This is a genomic window from Chitinophaga sp. RAB17 (assembly GCF_052114225.1).
In the GTDB taxonomy this organism is placed as follows: domain Bacteria; phylum Bacteroidota; class Bacteroidia; order Chitinophagales; family Chitinophagaceae; genus Chitinophaga.
Genome location: NZ_JBFREI010000003.1, coordinates 83,964 through 99,539, shown reverse-complemented (window position 1 = coordinate 99,539; position 15,576 = coordinate 83,964). Strand labels below are relative to the sequence as shown.

Sequence of the window (15,576 nt, the reverse complement as noted above, 5' to 3'; positions counted from 1 at the left end):
ACATTTTGATATTTGATCATTTATTTCCAGGCAACTGGTTATAAACAGCATATCAGAATTGTCAGGTGCCGGAATATTCACATCTCTAGAGGAATTTTATGAAGTTTGTAGGGGAACATTTACTGCCGGGCCAAATAGGCCACTTCTTTGCCATACTGGCATTTGTAGCATCTATAGTAGCCACTGTAGCTTATTATAATGTAGTTAAATTAAAGGAACCATCTTTACAGGACTCCTGGAAAAGACTGGCACGCTGGTCTTTCATCATACAATCAGCCGCTGTTATCGGCGTTTTCAGCTGCCTGTACTATATTTTGTATAATCACTTTTTTGAATATAAATACGCATGGCGCAACACCTCCCGCGACCTGCCAATACAATACTTATTATCCAGTCTCTGGTCCGATCAGGAAGGTAGTTTCCTGCTCTGGAGTATCTGGAACAGTATCCTGGGTATTATCCTGATCCGCACCTCCAAAAAATGGGAAGCACCGGTGATGACAACCTTCTCACTGGCGCAGCTGATTATGGCCAGTATGCTGCTGGGTATATTTGTACTGGGCTATAAAGTAGGTAGTAATCCGTTTATGTTACTGAGACAGGCACCTGAAAATCAACTGGCGCCTATTTTCCAGACAGCGGACTATATGCAGCATATCCACGATGGTAATGGTTTGAATGTAACCCTGCAGAACTATTGGATGGTGATCCACCCGCCGGTACTGTTCCTGGGCTTTGCTTCCATGATCATTCCTTTTGCCTTTGCTTTTGCAGGTATCTGGACCCGCGATTATACCGGCTGGGTAAAACCAGTGCAGCCATGGGGCCTGTTTGCTATTATGATGCTGGGTACCGGTATTATGATGGGAGCTGCCTGGGCTTATGAATCACTCAACTTCGGCGGCTACTGGGCCTGGGATCCGGTAGAAAATGCCTCGCTGGTGCCATGGCTCACTATGGTGGCAGGTGTTCACACGCTGCTGGCATATAAATCTACCGGGCACTCGCTGAAATCTACCATTTTCTTCTTCTTTATTTCCTATGTACTGATTCTCTATTCTTCTTTCCTCACCAAGAGTGGTGTTTTAGGAGATACTTCTGTACACTCCTTTACGGATATGGGAATGACCGCACAGCTACTGTTTGCCATGCTGGTATTTACCGTACCATCTATTGCATTGCTGATCATGCGCAGAAAGGAAATTCCGGCGGTAAAGAAAGAAGAAAACAGCTACTCCCGCGAGTTCTGGCTGTTTGTAGGTTCCCTGATACTGCTCATCGCAGCCATTCAGATTACCTTCACCACCTCTATTCCGGTATGGAATAAATTGCTGAGTTTCACCGGCCTGAAGTCACTGTTTAATATGAACGACATTGCGCCGCCATCAGACAGCATTTTCCATTACAATAAGATTCAGATCTGGATTGCGATCGTACTGGGTGTATTAACAGCAGTCGTGCAATTCATGAGATACAAGGATACCCCACGTGGAGAGATCACAAAGAAACTGGCGGTTCCTACGCTGGTAGCTTTATTATTAACCGGGCTGGTAGCCTGGAAAGGGACCATCACCTATGATAATTATGGCGCCGGCTTCCTGACGGCTATCTACCTGATGCTGTTTGCCAGCATCTATGCGATTGTTGCCAATATTTCTTACATATTCACCGGCCTGAAAGGTAAACTGAAGAATGCAGGTGCTTCGGTAGCACATATCGGTTTTGGAATGGTATTGCTGGGCATCCTGATTTCTTCCGCTAAAATGGAAGTAATATCACTGGATCGTATGAAGATGCTGAACGATGGCTTCTTCAGAAAAGAAAGCAAACAAAATCCGCGGGAAAATATCATGCTGCCAAGGGATGTTCCGGTACAAATGGGGGACTATCATGTAACCTATGCCGGTGACTCCATCGGGCAGGATACAAAAACGTATTACAAAGTACACTACGAGAAAAAAGATAAAGTTTCCGGTAATATACTGGAGAAATTTACCCTTTACCCTGATGCATTTGTAAACAGAAAAGAGAATACAATTTCTTCCAACCCTGCTTCCAGACACTATCTGACCAGGGATATCTTTACCTACGTATCTGCGGCGCCTAACAAGGAAGAAGAAGCGAAACAGGATACCACTCCTTACGTAACGCATCTGATGAAACAAGGCGACTCTGTGTTTTTCTCCAAGGGCTTCATTGTACTGAAAGGGTTGAATACCAAACCTGAAAGCCGCAATTACATTGCACAGAATGGTGATCTGGCAGTAGGTGCTGAACTGGAAGTGTATACCCAAACAGATGATCACTTTAAGTTACAGCCGATTTATTTTATCCGCGACAGCAGTTACCAGTACAGTGTAGAAGATACGCTGGCCCCACTGGGACTGAATGTAAGGTTCTCTAAAATTATGCCTGCGGAAAACAAAATAGAACTGAAGGTAAAAGAAGCCAATGGCTTCAGCGACTATATCGTGATGAAAGCCATGATATTCCCATATATCAACGTATTATGGCTGGGTATCCTCATCACTATACTGGGTACTGCGATGAGCATCTATCAGAAATTGAGAAGAAGATAACCGACAGAAATATTTTTAATATAGAAATCCTTCAATGGCATCCGCTGTTGAAGGATTTTTTCTTTATTAAATAACCAGGGTGCGTGCGACATCTCGGAATTCTTATCTACATTTAGTGTCATTAAATTTCCTTATAATGCGTAGGTGGTTGCGTATTGCGCTCATCATTATAGCCACGCTTTCAGTGGTATACCTCCTTGGACCCAAACCGGCCGATCCGGTATATAATCATGAATTACCGTCGGTACCTGCCGCAGGTGCTTCGCTGGATGATTATATCCATGCCAGGGAGGCAAGACATCATCTGAAGCCAGATAACCAGGCCCGCATTGTATGGCATGATTCCCTGCATCGAAAAACACCTTATGCCGTAGTATACCTGCACGGCTTCTCCGCCAGCCAGGAAGAAGGCAACCCGGTACACCGCAATTTTGCCGCACGCTTTGGCTGTAATCTTTATTTATCGAGATTGGACGGGCATGGAATAGATACTTCAGATCCACTGTTGCACATGACCGCTGAGGGTTTATGGAAAGATGCAGAAGAAGCATTGAGTATAGGCAAAGCGCTGGGAGAAAAGGTGATCCTGATGAGTACTTCTACCGGTGGTACGCTGGCATTGCAGCTGGCTGCCGCTTATCCCAACGATGTTTATGCCCTGATCAATATGTCGCCAAATATTGCTATTAACGATAACCTTGCTTTCCTGGCCAACAATCCCTGGGGCCTGCAACTGGCCAGGGTAGTCAGCAAGGGGGATTTCAGGCGTGGCAGTGATAAAGACCCGGAACGGGCGAAATACTGGTACACCGATTATCGCCTGGAAGGGGTGGTGCAGCTGGAAAGTCTGCTGGAGTCTACTATGACCACACAAACATTTGAAAAGATAAAACAGCCGGTGCTGAATCTGTATTATTATAAAGATGAAACACACCAGGACCCCACTGTAAAGGTGGGCGCCATTTTACAGATGCAGGAGGAATTGGGTACCCCTGATATGGAGAAAGAGGCCATCCCCATTCCAGGTGCAGGGGCACACGTGATGGGTTCGTCGCTGACTTCGCATGATTTGCCAACGGTAGAAAAGGCGATCAGTGACTTCGCTATCAACAAGTTAAAAATGACCCCGGTACGGTAACCGGATTTAGTTGGCGGCAAATCTGAAATCTTTTTTAACTTGTGGTAACATTCCGTATTTAAGCAACGTTAAGTAATCTATGCGTCTTCGTTTCAAACAGATCATCGTTTTTGTTTTCCTGGTACTGGGCATATCCCTCTGTCACACAGGTGCGATGGCGCAAGAGGCGCATGGTGCGGATGTTATTCCGCTGCATGCAATTGTGGTGGGTAAAGATACCATTCCGGTTATTACCCTCGCTATATTCGATGTAGTGGAAAAAATGCCGAAAGCACTTCGGAAGGAACGCGAGCGCTGGAGTCGTTTACGAAATGCCGTTTATGTAACATACCCTTATGCCAGATCGGCCGCAAAAGTGCTGAAAGACGTGAATTCCAGCATGGCTAATATGAACAAAAGAGAGCGCAAAGCTTTCCTGGCCACCAAAGAAAAGGAACTTAAAGCCCAGTTTGGCGATAAACTGGAAAATCTCTCCGTATACCAGGGCAAAGTACTCATGAAACTAATCGACCGCGAAACCGGTCAGAATTGCTTTGAAATTATCAAGGAACTCAAAGGCGGATTTAATGCCCGTGTATGGCAAACCGTTGCTTTCTTCTTTGGTGGTAACCTTAAAAGCGAGTATGACAAGCAGGAAGATAAAGACATCGAGGTAATTGTTCAGGAGCTGGAAATGTACCAGCACTACCGCGCCTATAATTAATTCTGCTATCTTCGTAATATTCGCCTGTAAAGAAAAAGGGACTATTATGAAAGCAAGGATCTTACTTATCAGCTTACTGTTTATTTCAATAGGCGCTATGGCGCAATCTGTGGAAGATGACGATCCGGTATATGTGCTGGATAGTGTGGTAGTGACCCAAACGGCCATTGGCCAGGTAACACCAGATCGCATCGGTGTCATCACCATTGCCAAAGGTTCCAAAGCGGTATTGAAATACGGCAGCCAGGCGGCCAACGGCGTTGTATACATAGAAACCAAACCCTTTGCCCGTAAAAGGGTCAATGCACTGTTAAGCAGCCAATCTCCCGCATATGACAGCCTGTTACGCAAATACGGCAACGACAGCAGCTTTTATTTTATCGTAAACGGCAAGCCCGTAACACCCACCAACGAAACCGGTTTAATGACGGTTGACCGCAAAACATTTCGCACTGTCAGGATCATTGATGAAAAAGAAGTACAGGATAAGTACCAGGTAATGGACCGGAAGGCAGGCGTAGTCATTACCAGCTCAGAAGATTAAATATTTTCCCATCTTTGCACCTCAATTTACAGCATATGAAACTAGATATACTGGCTATAGCTGTGCACCCGGACGATGTGGAACTGGGCTGTGCAGGCACGCTGATGGTACATGCGCAACAGGGAATGAAGGTAGGGGTGGTAGATCTTACCCGTGGAGAACTGGGTACCCGTGGTACTCCGGAGCTGCGGATAGAGGAAGCAGCAGCAGCAGCAAAGATTATGGGACTGGAAGTACGCGAAAATCTCGGTCTGGCTGATGGCTTTTTTAGAAATGACACCATGGAACAACTGGCGATCATTGCGGCTATCCGTAAGTATCGCCCGGATATTGTACTGGCAAATGCCATTGATGACCGTCATCCGGATCATGGACGAGCCGCCAAACTGATAGCTGACAGTTGTTTTATGGCAGGCTTACGAAAAATCGAAACATCTTCAGACGGGCAGCCACAGGAAGCCTGGCGTCCAAAGCAGGTATATCACTTCCTGCAGGACCGTTATCATGAACCAGACTTCGTTATAGATATTACACCAGTGATAGACAGGAAACTGGAGGCTATCAAAAGCTTCAGTTCCCAGTTCCTGGCACCAAAAGATAACGAACCCCAGACGTATATTTCCGGCTCCAACTTTTTTGACAGCGTGGTGTATCGTGCCAAAATGCTGGGCAAAATGGTGGGAGTGGAGTATGCAGAAGGTTATACTTCCGCTAAAATGATTGGTGTCCGGAGTTTTGCGGATATGATTAATCAAACTACCTAGCAGTTAGCATTCAGCTATTAGCTTTTAGCCATTAGCTTTTAGCAAAATGCAGCGTATAACAGTGGGTGTATGCTGCATTTTTGTTATGTGGTTAGCTTGTCGGGGATCAATCAGGTTGGAAATTTGGTGGATAGTGTAAGTTTTAAGCATAAACCCCCATTATTATAGTCAATCTTACCTTTTCATTATGTAAACGCCGCCAGGTCTATGCTTAGCACCCGCTATGCACTTGTAGTAGTACAGCAGGGGAGGTGGACTTGATGCGGGGATGAGGTGGACTTGATGCGGGGATGATGAAGGTAAATCGAAGTCGGAATCGGCCATGGTGGCGCCGCTAAAGATAGTTGACGGGGAAAATGGAAAATGCGTGTTAAATGGCCTTTAGAGAATATTGAGAAGATGTTCCCCCATTTTATAACCTGGCCCCTTGGCTGTTCGGTAGGGATATAAAATTTACCCGCTATTTTTCTATCTTGGTTATATGAAAAAGTTACCCATCCTACTGCTCCTGTTTTTCGTTGCTTTATCCGCCGGTGCCCAGAAAACCGATAAACGGCTCACGGCCATTTTAGCACCCCTTCTGGCAGCTTTCCACGGGCAGGCCGGTATTTATGTGCATCACCTTAAAACGGACCGTATAGTGGCTATAAATGCCGATACCACGTTTCCTACAGCCAGTATGATTAAAACAGCGATACAGGTAGGCATTTTTAACAAGCTGGCGAAAGGGGAGCTGCAATATCACCAGCACCTGGTGTACAGAGATTCGTTGTTATACAAGGGGGAAGACATATTGGGGTCTTTCCGGGACAGCGAGCAGATTGCGCTGGATAAGGCAGTGATGCTGATGCTGACAATGAGTGATAATACCGCCAGTTTGTGGTTGCAGTCGCTGGCAGGAGGCGGGTTGGTAATTAATCAGTGGTTGCAGGAGCATGGATTTGAGCATTTGCGGGTCAATTCCCGTACGAAAGGGAGGGAAGCGAACCGGCAGGAATACGGATGGGGGCAAACCAGTCCAAGGGAAATGGCCCGGTTGCTGGAGATGATTTATAAGGGAGAAGTGATTAGCCCTGCTGCAAGTGAGCGTATGTACCGGAATCTTACCCGTAACTACTGGGATGGGGAAGGGGTGCTACAGGTACCCACAAACGTTCGCACCGCGTCAAAAAATGGCGCGGTGGATGAATCACGTTCGGAGGTGATAATGGTAAATGCGCCTCACGGCGATTATGTGTATTGTATTATTACCAAAAACAACAAGGATCAGGGTTGGAACCATGATAATGAGGCATGGCAATTATTGCGGAAGGTGGGTTTTACACTCTGGCAGTATTATGAACCAGCCAGCCAATGGAAACCCGACCCCGCTTTGGGGCAGTTTTAGGAACGGTCAATGGGACCCGCTAAACACTAAATGAACAGATCTCGGGTAGCGTCAAATTCATCGTGTTTAATGATACTGTTTTTGATAAACGGAATCAAAGCAAGTCCAATCGTTATAACCACCAGTAAAAAGTATTTTTTCTTCATTTCCATGCTATTTGTATTAAAAAAGTCCACTTATATAACTAAATAACGTGCCAAAATGTTACAGAAATAGCATTAAAATGTTAACTCCGGGATATTTTTTTTGATTATATAGGCGATTGTTGTTATTCCCTTTGCTACCACAGTGAAAAAGGTGATATATAGAGAAACTCAATGTCACATTTTTAAAATCTATTTGATTACTAATGAATGTAATGTGATCTTTGCGCCGTCAAAGAATAAAAATCATTAGTCTGTAAATCAAAAAGAGAATAGTTATTATGAAAAATGTTATCTTATCCGTAGGGTCAGAGTTTCCCGAATTCAAAAAAACGGCTGTTGTTTCTATCGAAAAAGGTAAAGAATTTTACGAATTGTCTTCTGAAGAACTGAAGAACTCCGGCAAATGGATGGTGATGTTCTGGTGGCCTAAAGACTTTACTTTCGTATGTCCTACTGAAATAGCTGAATTTAACAAACATGCACAGGATTTCGCTGATCGTGATGCTGTATTGATCGGTGCTTCCACTGACAGTGAATTTGTACATGCTGCATGGAGAAGAGATCATGATGATCTGCGTGGATTACAGTTCCCAATGCTGGCTGACACTTCCAAATCTCTCGCTACTGAACTGGGTATCCTGGAAGCAAACGAGAAAGTTGCTTACCGTGCTACTTACATTGTAGATCCTCAGGGTATTGTACGTTGGGTTTCTTTATACGACCTGTCTGTAGGCCGTAGCGTAAAAGAAGTTTTGCGTGTACTGGATGCACTGCAAACAGATGAGCTGTGTCCTTGCAACTGGACTAAAGGCGAAGCTACGCTGACTGCATAAATTTGAATTACGAATTACGAATTACGAATTATGGGATATCATAGTCCGTCTTCCCACAAATCCCTAATTCGTAATTCCTAATTCGTAATTTTTAATTAAAAATATATTTATATGTTTGCAACTACAAATCAGGATACGGCGGTTCAATTACTGGAAGCAGTGGGTTTGACAGGTGAACAGGTATCCGGCAAATTGCAATCACTGGTAAATGTGGATGCACGTTACCTGAAAGATTTGAAGATCAATGTATCCAACTCTCTTGCGGCAGCTACGCTGTCAAAGAAAGAGGCTTACCTGATCGGGGTGGCGGTAGCCGTGAATGAGAAGCATACCGACCTGCAGGCGGCTTTTGAAAAGCTGGCTATCCAGGAAGGTGCGGTGGATAAAGATATCGCAGAAGTGATTAGTTGTACTTCCCTCATGAATGCCAATAACGTGTTTTATCGTTTCAGGCATTTTGTGAATAAGGAATTTTACACGACTACACCTGCCGGTATCAGGATGAGCATTATGGCAAACCCGGTATTAGGGAAAGAATTTTTTGAGCTGTTGAGCCTGGTGGTATCTGCACTCAATGGTTGCGAAATGTGCGTTACTTCCCACGAAGAAGCCTTGTTGAAACATGGTACGGATCAGCAAAGGGTGTTGGAAGCGGTAAGATTAGGCGCTGTTTTACGTAGCCTTGTTGTATTATTGTAAAATTATTTTTTAGATAAAAGACAGATGAAAATTTGTCTGATAATCGTTTGGTTATCAATAATTTGCATTGTGTTCACATCTTAAGTAAAGGCGCTTTATAAGTGACTTTAAATGTACTTGTGAATAAATTCATTTAATAATATTTGCAAAATCCATAAATAAATTGGACTTTTGCATTCCTAAATTTTTAGATCATGGCAAGAGTATGTCAGGTGACAGGAAAGAAGCCGATCACAGGTCACCATGTTTCCTTCTCCAACATTAAGACAAACAGAAGGTTTCTTCCTAACCTGCAAAAGAAGCGTTTTTTCCTGGCAGAAGAAGACAAATGGATATCATTGAAAGTTTCTGCTGATGGTATCAGAACCATCAACAAGAGAGGTTTGTATGCAGTTGTGAAGGAATTGCGTGCAGCTGGTCAGGCAATCTAATTCTAAGACTCACTTAATTTGTAATACACAATGGCAAAAAAAGGCAATAGAGTACAGGTAATTCTGGAGTGCACAGAACATAAGACTTCTGGCAAACCCGGAACTTCCCGTTACATCTCTAACAAGAATAAGAAGAATACTCCTGAGCGTCTGGAGTTGAAAAAGTACAATCCTATCTTAAGGAAAGTAACTGTTCACAAAGAAATTAAATAAGTAATTGTTGATGGTGAATGGCTGTATTTGCATACCAGCCAATTAGCCATTAGACCATAAAAACAATAGATACAATGGCAAAAGTAGCTTCAAAGAACGCGAAAGTCAAAGATACTAAAGCAGCAGCTGAATCAAAAGTATGGACTAAGGTGATCAGAGCAATCCGCTCTCCTAAAACCGGTGCTTATACTTTTAAGGAAGCAATTGTACACAAGGACAAGATCCAGGAGTACATGACACAAAAGTAATTCGGCTTTACTAATAATACTGAAAGGCTGTCCCGTTAAACGGACAGCTTTTTGTATTGATATAGCTTTTAGCCGTTAGCTTTTAGCTGTTAGCAAAATGCAGCGGGTATAAATTATTATGCCGCTGCATTTTGCTAACAGCTAAAAGCTAACGGCTAGAAGCTAAAAAGGTGTATTTTAGCAACTTGTTGTAAATGATGCTGTGATCAAGCAGCCGGATAACTCAAATAAACCGGGACGACCCGGACCCAATTAAACTAACTATGAGCTTTTTCAATAAACTATTTTCCAGGGAGAAGAAGGAAAATCTGGATCAGGGTTTACAAAAAACCAAAGAGAGCTTCCTGAGTAAAATAGGACGCGCCATTGCAGGGAAGTCTACGGTAGACACGGAAGTATTGGATAACCTGGAAGATGCCCTTATTTCTGCTGATGTAGGTGTAGATACAACTGTAAAAATCATTGACCGGATCGAACAACGTGTGGCGAAGGATAAATATCTGGGAACCAGCGAATTAAACAGGATGTTGCAGGAAGAGATTGCAGCCATTCTGGTAGACGCACCGGATAGTGGATTCCGTGATTTTGATGTACCGGCTGGTAAAAAGCCTTATGTAATCATGGTGGTAGGCGTGAATGGTGTGGGTAAAACCACTACTATCGGGAAACTGGCCTATAACTTCAAGAAAGCAGGTAAATCAGTGATGCTGGGTGCTGCGGATACATTCCGCGCTGCAGCCGTAGATCAGCTGACTATCTGGAGTGAAAGAGCAGGGGTGCCTATTGTAAAGCAACAAATGGGTTCCGATCCGGGTGCTGTGGCTTTCGATACTGTACAAAGCGGCGCCGCTAAAGATGTGGATGTTATTATTATAGATACGGCAGGTCGTTTGCACAACAAGCTGCATCTGATGGATGAGTTGGGCAAAATCAAACGTGTGATGAAAAAGGTAATTCCGGATGCGCCACATGAAGTATTGCTGGTGCTGGATGGCTCTACCGGTCAGAATGCCCTGGAGCAGGCCAAGCAGTTTACCGCTACTACAGAAGTAACTGCCCTGGCTATTACCAAGTTGGATGGCACTGCCAAAGGTGGAGTAGTACTGGCCATCGCCAATCAGTTCAAAATACCCGTAAAATACATTGGTATCGGTGAAAAAATGGAGGATCTGCAAGTGTTCAATAAGGAAACTTTCGTAGACTCTCTATTTAGTGTAAATGCTTGATTATCTGATTAATATAATTGTTATTTCATAATTGGCATAAGGCTTGTTTAATAATTTACTTTAAATAAAAAATCATTGTTCGGGCTCCCTGTACGGAGCCCGGCCGTTTTCATCAACATTCAGCCTGTTTCTTTGTTTTGATACAATAAAACTGCATTTATTACATTTGAATATTGTTCCCTTTTTGTACCCTTTTTAACAATTCGTAAGTATGATAGTACAGCACATAGATCGAGTTGAAGATATTACACCAGCGGAATTCAAGAAGAACTACTACAATCCACGTAAACCTGTTATCATCTCAGCAGGAGGCCTTAGCAAAAACTGGCCGGCTTATACAAAGTGGACGTGGGATTATTTCAAATCGATAGTGGGAGACAAGACAGTGGGGGTATATAATAACGAGCGCGCCGGCGTGAATACCCTTGTTAATGGAGCGGATGATTACATTTCTTTTGGTGAATACCTCACTATGGTGGAGCAGGGACCGGTAGCCCTCCGCATTTTTCTCTTTAATATTTTTCAGCACGCACCTCAGCTGGTGGAAGATTTTACCTGGCCGGATAACCTGTCCACAGGCTTTCTGAAAAAGTATCCCATGTTGTTTGTGGGAGGCGCCGGTTCAGTAGCGCATATGCATTATGATATTGACCTGTCCCATATCTTTCATACACAGTTCCTGGGCAGGAAACGGGTGCTTTTACTGGAAAATAACCAGGCACCGTTTATTTACCGCATGCCTTTTACGGTAGAGAGCGCGGCTAACTTTGTCAACTGGCATGAGAACCTGGATTTTGAACAGTTTCCGGCCCTCAAGCATGCCAGGGGCTATACCACTATTCTCAATCATGGAGATACCATGTTTATGCCGGCAGGTTACTGGCATCATATGGAGTACCTGGATGGCGGGTTTGCCATGAGTTTACGGGCAATGGATCCTACCTTACTAGGTAAATTGAACGGATTATATCATTTGGTTGGTCTGAGAGGGATGAATAACCTGATGATTAAGATGGCCCCTAAATGGTGGTACTATTATAAAAGAAGACTCGCCAGAGCGCGTGCAGACAAGGCCTTGCAGGAACTGAGCTGATATAGGGATAAGAGATGCTAAGTAGCTAAACAACAGTTACTTAGCATAAATTTCCAATTGTCAATTCTTTTTGCTACCTTTGCACCTTCCTTATTTCAACCCCCACTAAGACTCAAGTCACATACAGTAAGTCTGCTGTTAAATTCAATCAGTGTCTGTGTGTCTTCGTGGCGGTAGCGGTTCAAAGAATGCTTGACCGCTTGTTTAAAACAATTCGCGCTTGAAGACAAAAACTTTAAAGAAAGACAAGGTTAATATAATTACGCTTGGTTGCTCCAAGAATATGGTGGATTCAGAGGTGCTGAGTGGACAACTCGTGGCCAATGATATCGATGTGGTGCATGAAAGTGCCAAACGCGACCACAATATTGTAGTAGTGAACACCTGTGGTTTTATTGACAAGGCCAAAGAAGAATCGATTAATACCATCCTGGAGCAGGTAGAACTGAAACAGCGCGGTAAACTGGATAAAGTATATGTTACCGGATGTCTGAGCGAACGTTATCGTGGCGACCTGGAATCAGAAATTGAAGGTGTGGATGCCTGGTTTGGTACCATGGAACTGCCCCTGATCCTCAAGAAATTTGATGCAGATTATAAAGCAGAACTGGTTGGTGAAAGATTACTGAGTACACCATCTCACTATGCTTACCTGAAAATTGCAGAAGGTTGTAACCGCACCTGTTCTTTTTGTGCGATTCCCCTGATGCGTGGTACACACGTTTCCAAACCCATTGAAGAGCTGGTGCTGGAAGCGGAGAAACTGGTAAAATCAGGTGTAAAGGAAATTATGCTGATTGCACAGGAGCTGACCTATTATGGTTTGGACCTGTACAAACAACGCCGCCTGGGTGACCTGATGCGTGCGCTGGCAGGTGTAAAAGGGCTGGAGTGGATTCGTCTCCACTATGCTTATCCAACGAAGTTCCCTATGGAAATTCTGGATGTGATGAATGAGTTCCCCAATATCTGCAACTATATTGATATGCCATTGCAACATGCTTCCAATGCCATGTTAAAAGCAATGAAGCGTCAGATCACCCGTGAAGAAATAGAAGAGCTGGTACATAACATCCGGGCCAAAGTACCTGGTATCTGTTTACGTACCACCCTCATTGCAGGTTTTCCTGGCGAAACGGAAGATGACGTAGAAGAGCTGAAAGGCTTCCTGGAAAGAATGCGCTTTGATCGTGTAGGAGTGTTTACCTACAGCCACGAAGAAGGTACCAGCGCATATGCGCTGGAAGACAATATTCCGGCAGAAGAAAAGGAGAGAAGAGCGCAGGAAATTATGGAAGTTCAACAGGAAATTTCTCTGGAAAAAAATCAGGAGAAAGTAGGAAAGATCTTCAAAGTAATAATAGACAAGAAAGAAGCGGGCAGATATTTAGCCCGTACCGAGTTTGATTCGGTGGAAGTAGATAACGAAGTGATTATCGATACTACCAAACGCCTGAAACCAGGTGATTTAGTAGAAGTCCGTATCACCAAAGCATTTGACTACGACCTCGAAGGCGAGCTGGTGTAAATAATATTTCTAACAGCTGATAGCTAATCGCTAAAAGCTATATCCACAGCTCCCGACGGAGCTTGATTAATGCAAATCAATGACTACATTTGAATCACTGGGCTTACAAGAGCCTATCTTAAAGGGAATTACGGACCTGGGCTTCGTTTCCCCAACTCCCATCCAGGAACAGGCAATACCAGTATTGTTAGGAGGTGACCGCGATTTCGTAGGTCTTGCCCAGACGGGCACCGGTAAGACTGCTGCATTTGGCCTGCCTTTGCTGCAGCAACTGGATCTGAAAATTAATAAACCACAGAGTCTGATTTTATGTCCTACTCGTGAACTGTGTCTTCAGATCACAAGTGATCTGAAAAATTTTAGTAAATATCTCGGCGATGTTAGCATCGTAGCGGTATATGGTGGTTCCAGCATTGTACAACAATTGCGGGAACTGAAAAGAGGTGTTCACGTTGTAGTGGCCACTCCAGGTCGTTTACTGGATATTATAGAACGTGGTGCCGTTAATTTTGATAACGTGCGTTACGCTATCCTTGATGAAGCAGATGAAATGCTGAACATGGGATTCCAGGAAGACATCAACAGTATCTTGTCTAACACACCGGATAGTAAAACTACCTGGTTGTTTTCTGCAACAATGCCGCAGGAAGTTCGTCGTATCGCCAAGAAATACATGGAAGATCCGTTTGAACTGACTGTTGGTAGCAAAAACAGCGGTAATGTTAATATAGAACACGAATACTACATCGTTCGTCCGCGTGAAAAATATGCGGCCCTGAAACGTATCGTGGATTTCAACCCTGAAATTTTTGGTATCATCTTTACCCGTACCAAAATTGAATCACAGGAAATTGCTGAATCACTGATTAAGGATGGCTATAATGCAGATGCATTGCATGGTGACCTGACGCAGCAGCAGCGTGATAAAGTAATGAAGCGTTTCCGCGAAAGAGCACTGCAGGTGCTGGTAGCTACTGATGTGGCAGCCCGCGGTATCGACGTGGATAACGTTACACACGTAATCAACTACGATTTACCGGATGACGTAGAAAACTACACCCACAGAAGTGGTCGTACCGGTAGAGCAGGTAAATCAGGTATCTCTATTGCTATCATCAGCGCACGTGATACCGGAAAAATCCGCCAGATCGAAAGAGTACTGGGTAAGAAATTTGTAAAAGCAGAAGTACCGGATGGTTTCGCAGTTTGTGAAAAACAACTGTTTGGCCTGGTACATAAAGTACATAACGTAGTCGTAAACGAAGAACAGATTGAACCTTACATGGAGCGCATCAACGAAGAGTTTGCATCTATGACCAAGGAAGACCTGATCAAACGTTTTGCTTCTCTCGAATTCAACCAGTTCCTGGAATACTACCAGGATGCACCTGATTTGAATGCAAAAGACGACAGACGTGCAGGTACCCTTGGAGACGACAGAGGTCCACGCAGAAGCGATGGCAAATTCACCCGTTTATTCATCAACCTGGGTTCAGTAGATGATTTCAACCGTGGCGATATGCTCCGTTACCTGTGCGACAACACTGGCTTACGTGGTAATAAAATCGGTCGTATTGATCTGAAAGGCGTTTATTCTTTCTTTGAAGTAGAGAATGAAGAATTGCCTAAGGTAACAGAAGCTTTCAAGAAAGTGGAATACAACGGCCGCAGCGTAAGGATAGAAATGTCTCAGGATGGCGACAGACGCCCACGCACTGGTGGCGGTGGTGGAGATCGTGGTCCACGCAGAGAAGATGGTCCGCGTAAAAGAAGCTGGAGTTCTGAAGGTGGTAGCAGCCGTCCAGGCGGTAGCCGTACCGGTGGTGGCGACAGACGCGAGTCTTTCGGCAGCGGTGGTAAACCTCCGTACAAAAAGAAATACTAATCCGGTTTAACGGAGTAGCGATATAGAAAAAGGCGTCTCAGTAATACTGAGGCGCTTTTTTATTTTATGGACAATTGGCTCGTTTGATTTATTTAAATGGGAGTATCTGCAGGAACAGTGAGCCATTAAAGAGGCTGCCCAAGTACCGGGTAGCCTCTT

General features: G+C 44.1%; 15 protein-coding genes. All 15 read left to right on the top strand.

Annotated features, from left to right (window positions below):
- Positions 1-98 precede the first annotated feature (98 nt).
- Positions 99-2,579, top strand: coding sequence for a cytochrome c biogenesis protein CcsA (ccsA, locus tag AB4Z08_RS12285; RefSeq protein WP_441574031.1), 2,481 nt, complete (start codon positions 99-101; stop codon positions 2,577-2,579).
- A 136-nt stretch (positions 2,580-2,715) separates the two neighbouring features.
- Complete coding sequence (locus AB4Z08_RS12280) at positions 2,716-3,717, top strand: alpha/beta hydrolase (protein WP_441574030.1); 1,002 nt, start codon at positions 2,716-2,718, stop codon at positions 3,715-3,717.
- A 79-nt stretch (positions 3,718-3,796) separates the two neighbouring features.
- The gene (locus AB4Z08_RS12275) at positions 3,797-4,420 is read left to right on the top strand and encodes a DUF4294 domain-containing protein (RefSeq protein ID WP_441574029.1); all 624 of its coding nucleotides are present in this window, start codon (positions 3,797-3,799) and stop codon (positions 4,418-4,420) included.
- 46 nt (positions 4,421-4,466) lie between these two features.
- On the top strand, positions 4,467-4,964 hold the full coding sequence (locus AB4Z08_RS12270) for a hypothetical protein (protein ID WP_441574028.1): 498 nt from the start codon (positions 4,467-4,469) through the stop codon (positions 4,962-4,964).
- Positions 4,965-4,999: 35 nt separating this feature from the next.
- Complete coding sequence (gene bshB1, locus AB4Z08_RS12265; protein ID WP_441574027.1) at positions 5,000-5,728, top strand: bacillithiol biosynthesis deacetylase BshB1; 729 nt, start codon at positions 5,000-5,002, stop codon at positions 5,726-5,728.
- Between the two features lie 481 nt (positions 5,729-6,209).
- Positions 6,210-7,115 carry a serine hydrolase gene (locus tag AB4Z08_RS12260; protein ID WP_441574026.1) on the top strand — a complete coding sequence of 302 codons (906 nt, stop codon included), beginning with the start codon at positions 6,210-6,212 and terminating at the stop codon, positions 7,113-7,115.
- A gap of 424 nt (positions 7,116-7,539) precedes the next feature.
- A complete protein-coding gene (locus tag AB4Z08_RS12255; RefSeq protein WP_133810274.1) occupies positions 7,540-8,094 on the top strand; it encodes a peroxiredoxin in 555 nt (184 codons plus the stop codon).
- Between the two features lie 111 nt (positions 8,095-8,205).
- The gene (locus AB4Z08_RS12250) at positions 8,206-8,793 is read left to right on the top strand and encodes a carboxymuconolactone decarboxylase family protein (protein WP_441574025.1); all 588 of its coding nucleotides are present in this window, start codon (positions 8,206-8,208) and stop codon (positions 8,791-8,793) included.
- Between the two features lie 194 nt (positions 8,794-8,987).
- Entirely contained in the window at positions 8,988-9,224 is a 237-nt protein-coding gene (rpmB, locus tag AB4Z08_RS12245; RefSeq protein WP_133810272.1) for a 50S ribosomal protein L28, read from the top strand.
- Between the two features lie 30 nt (positions 9,225-9,254).
- Positions 9,255-9,437, top strand: coding sequence for a 50S ribosomal protein L33 (gene rpmG, locus AB4Z08_RS12240; protein ID WP_133810271.1), 183 nt, complete (start codon positions 9,255-9,257; stop codon positions 9,435-9,437).
- 74 nt (positions 9,438-9,511) lie between these two features.
- Complete coding sequence (locus AB4Z08_RS12235) at positions 9,512-9,685, top strand: DUF4295 family protein (RefSeq protein ID WP_079468085.1); 174 nt, start codon at positions 9,512-9,514, stop codon at positions 9,683-9,685.
- A gap of 263 nt (positions 9,686-9,948) precedes the next feature.
- The gene (ftsY, locus tag AB4Z08_RS12230) at positions 9,949-10,911 is read left to right on the top strand and encodes a signal recognition particle-docking protein FtsY (RefSeq protein ID WP_441574024.1); all 963 of its coding nucleotides are present in this window, start codon (positions 9,949-9,951) and stop codon (positions 10,909-10,911) included.
- A 211-nt stretch (positions 10,912-11,122) separates the two neighbouring features.
- Positions 11,123-12,004, top strand: coding sequence for a cupin-like domain-containing protein (locus AB4Z08_RS12225; protein ID WP_441574023.1), 882 nt, complete (start codon positions 11,123-11,125; stop codon positions 12,002-12,004).
- A 220-nt stretch (positions 12,005-12,224) separates the two neighbouring features.
- Positions 12,225-13,532, top strand: a complete 1,308-nt coding sequence (rimO, locus tag AB4Z08_RS12220; RefSeq protein WP_441574022.1) for a 30S ribosomal protein S12 methylthiotransferase RimO — start codon at positions 12,225-12,227, stop codon at positions 13,530-13,532.
- 79 nt (positions 13,533-13,611) lie between these two features.
- Positions 13,612-15,417, top strand: coding sequence for a DEAD/DEAH box helicase (locus AB4Z08_RS12215; RefSeq protein WP_441574021.1), 1,806 nt, complete (start codon positions 13,612-13,614; stop codon positions 15,415-15,417).
- The last annotated feature ends 159 nt before the right edge of the window (positions 15,418-15,576 follow it).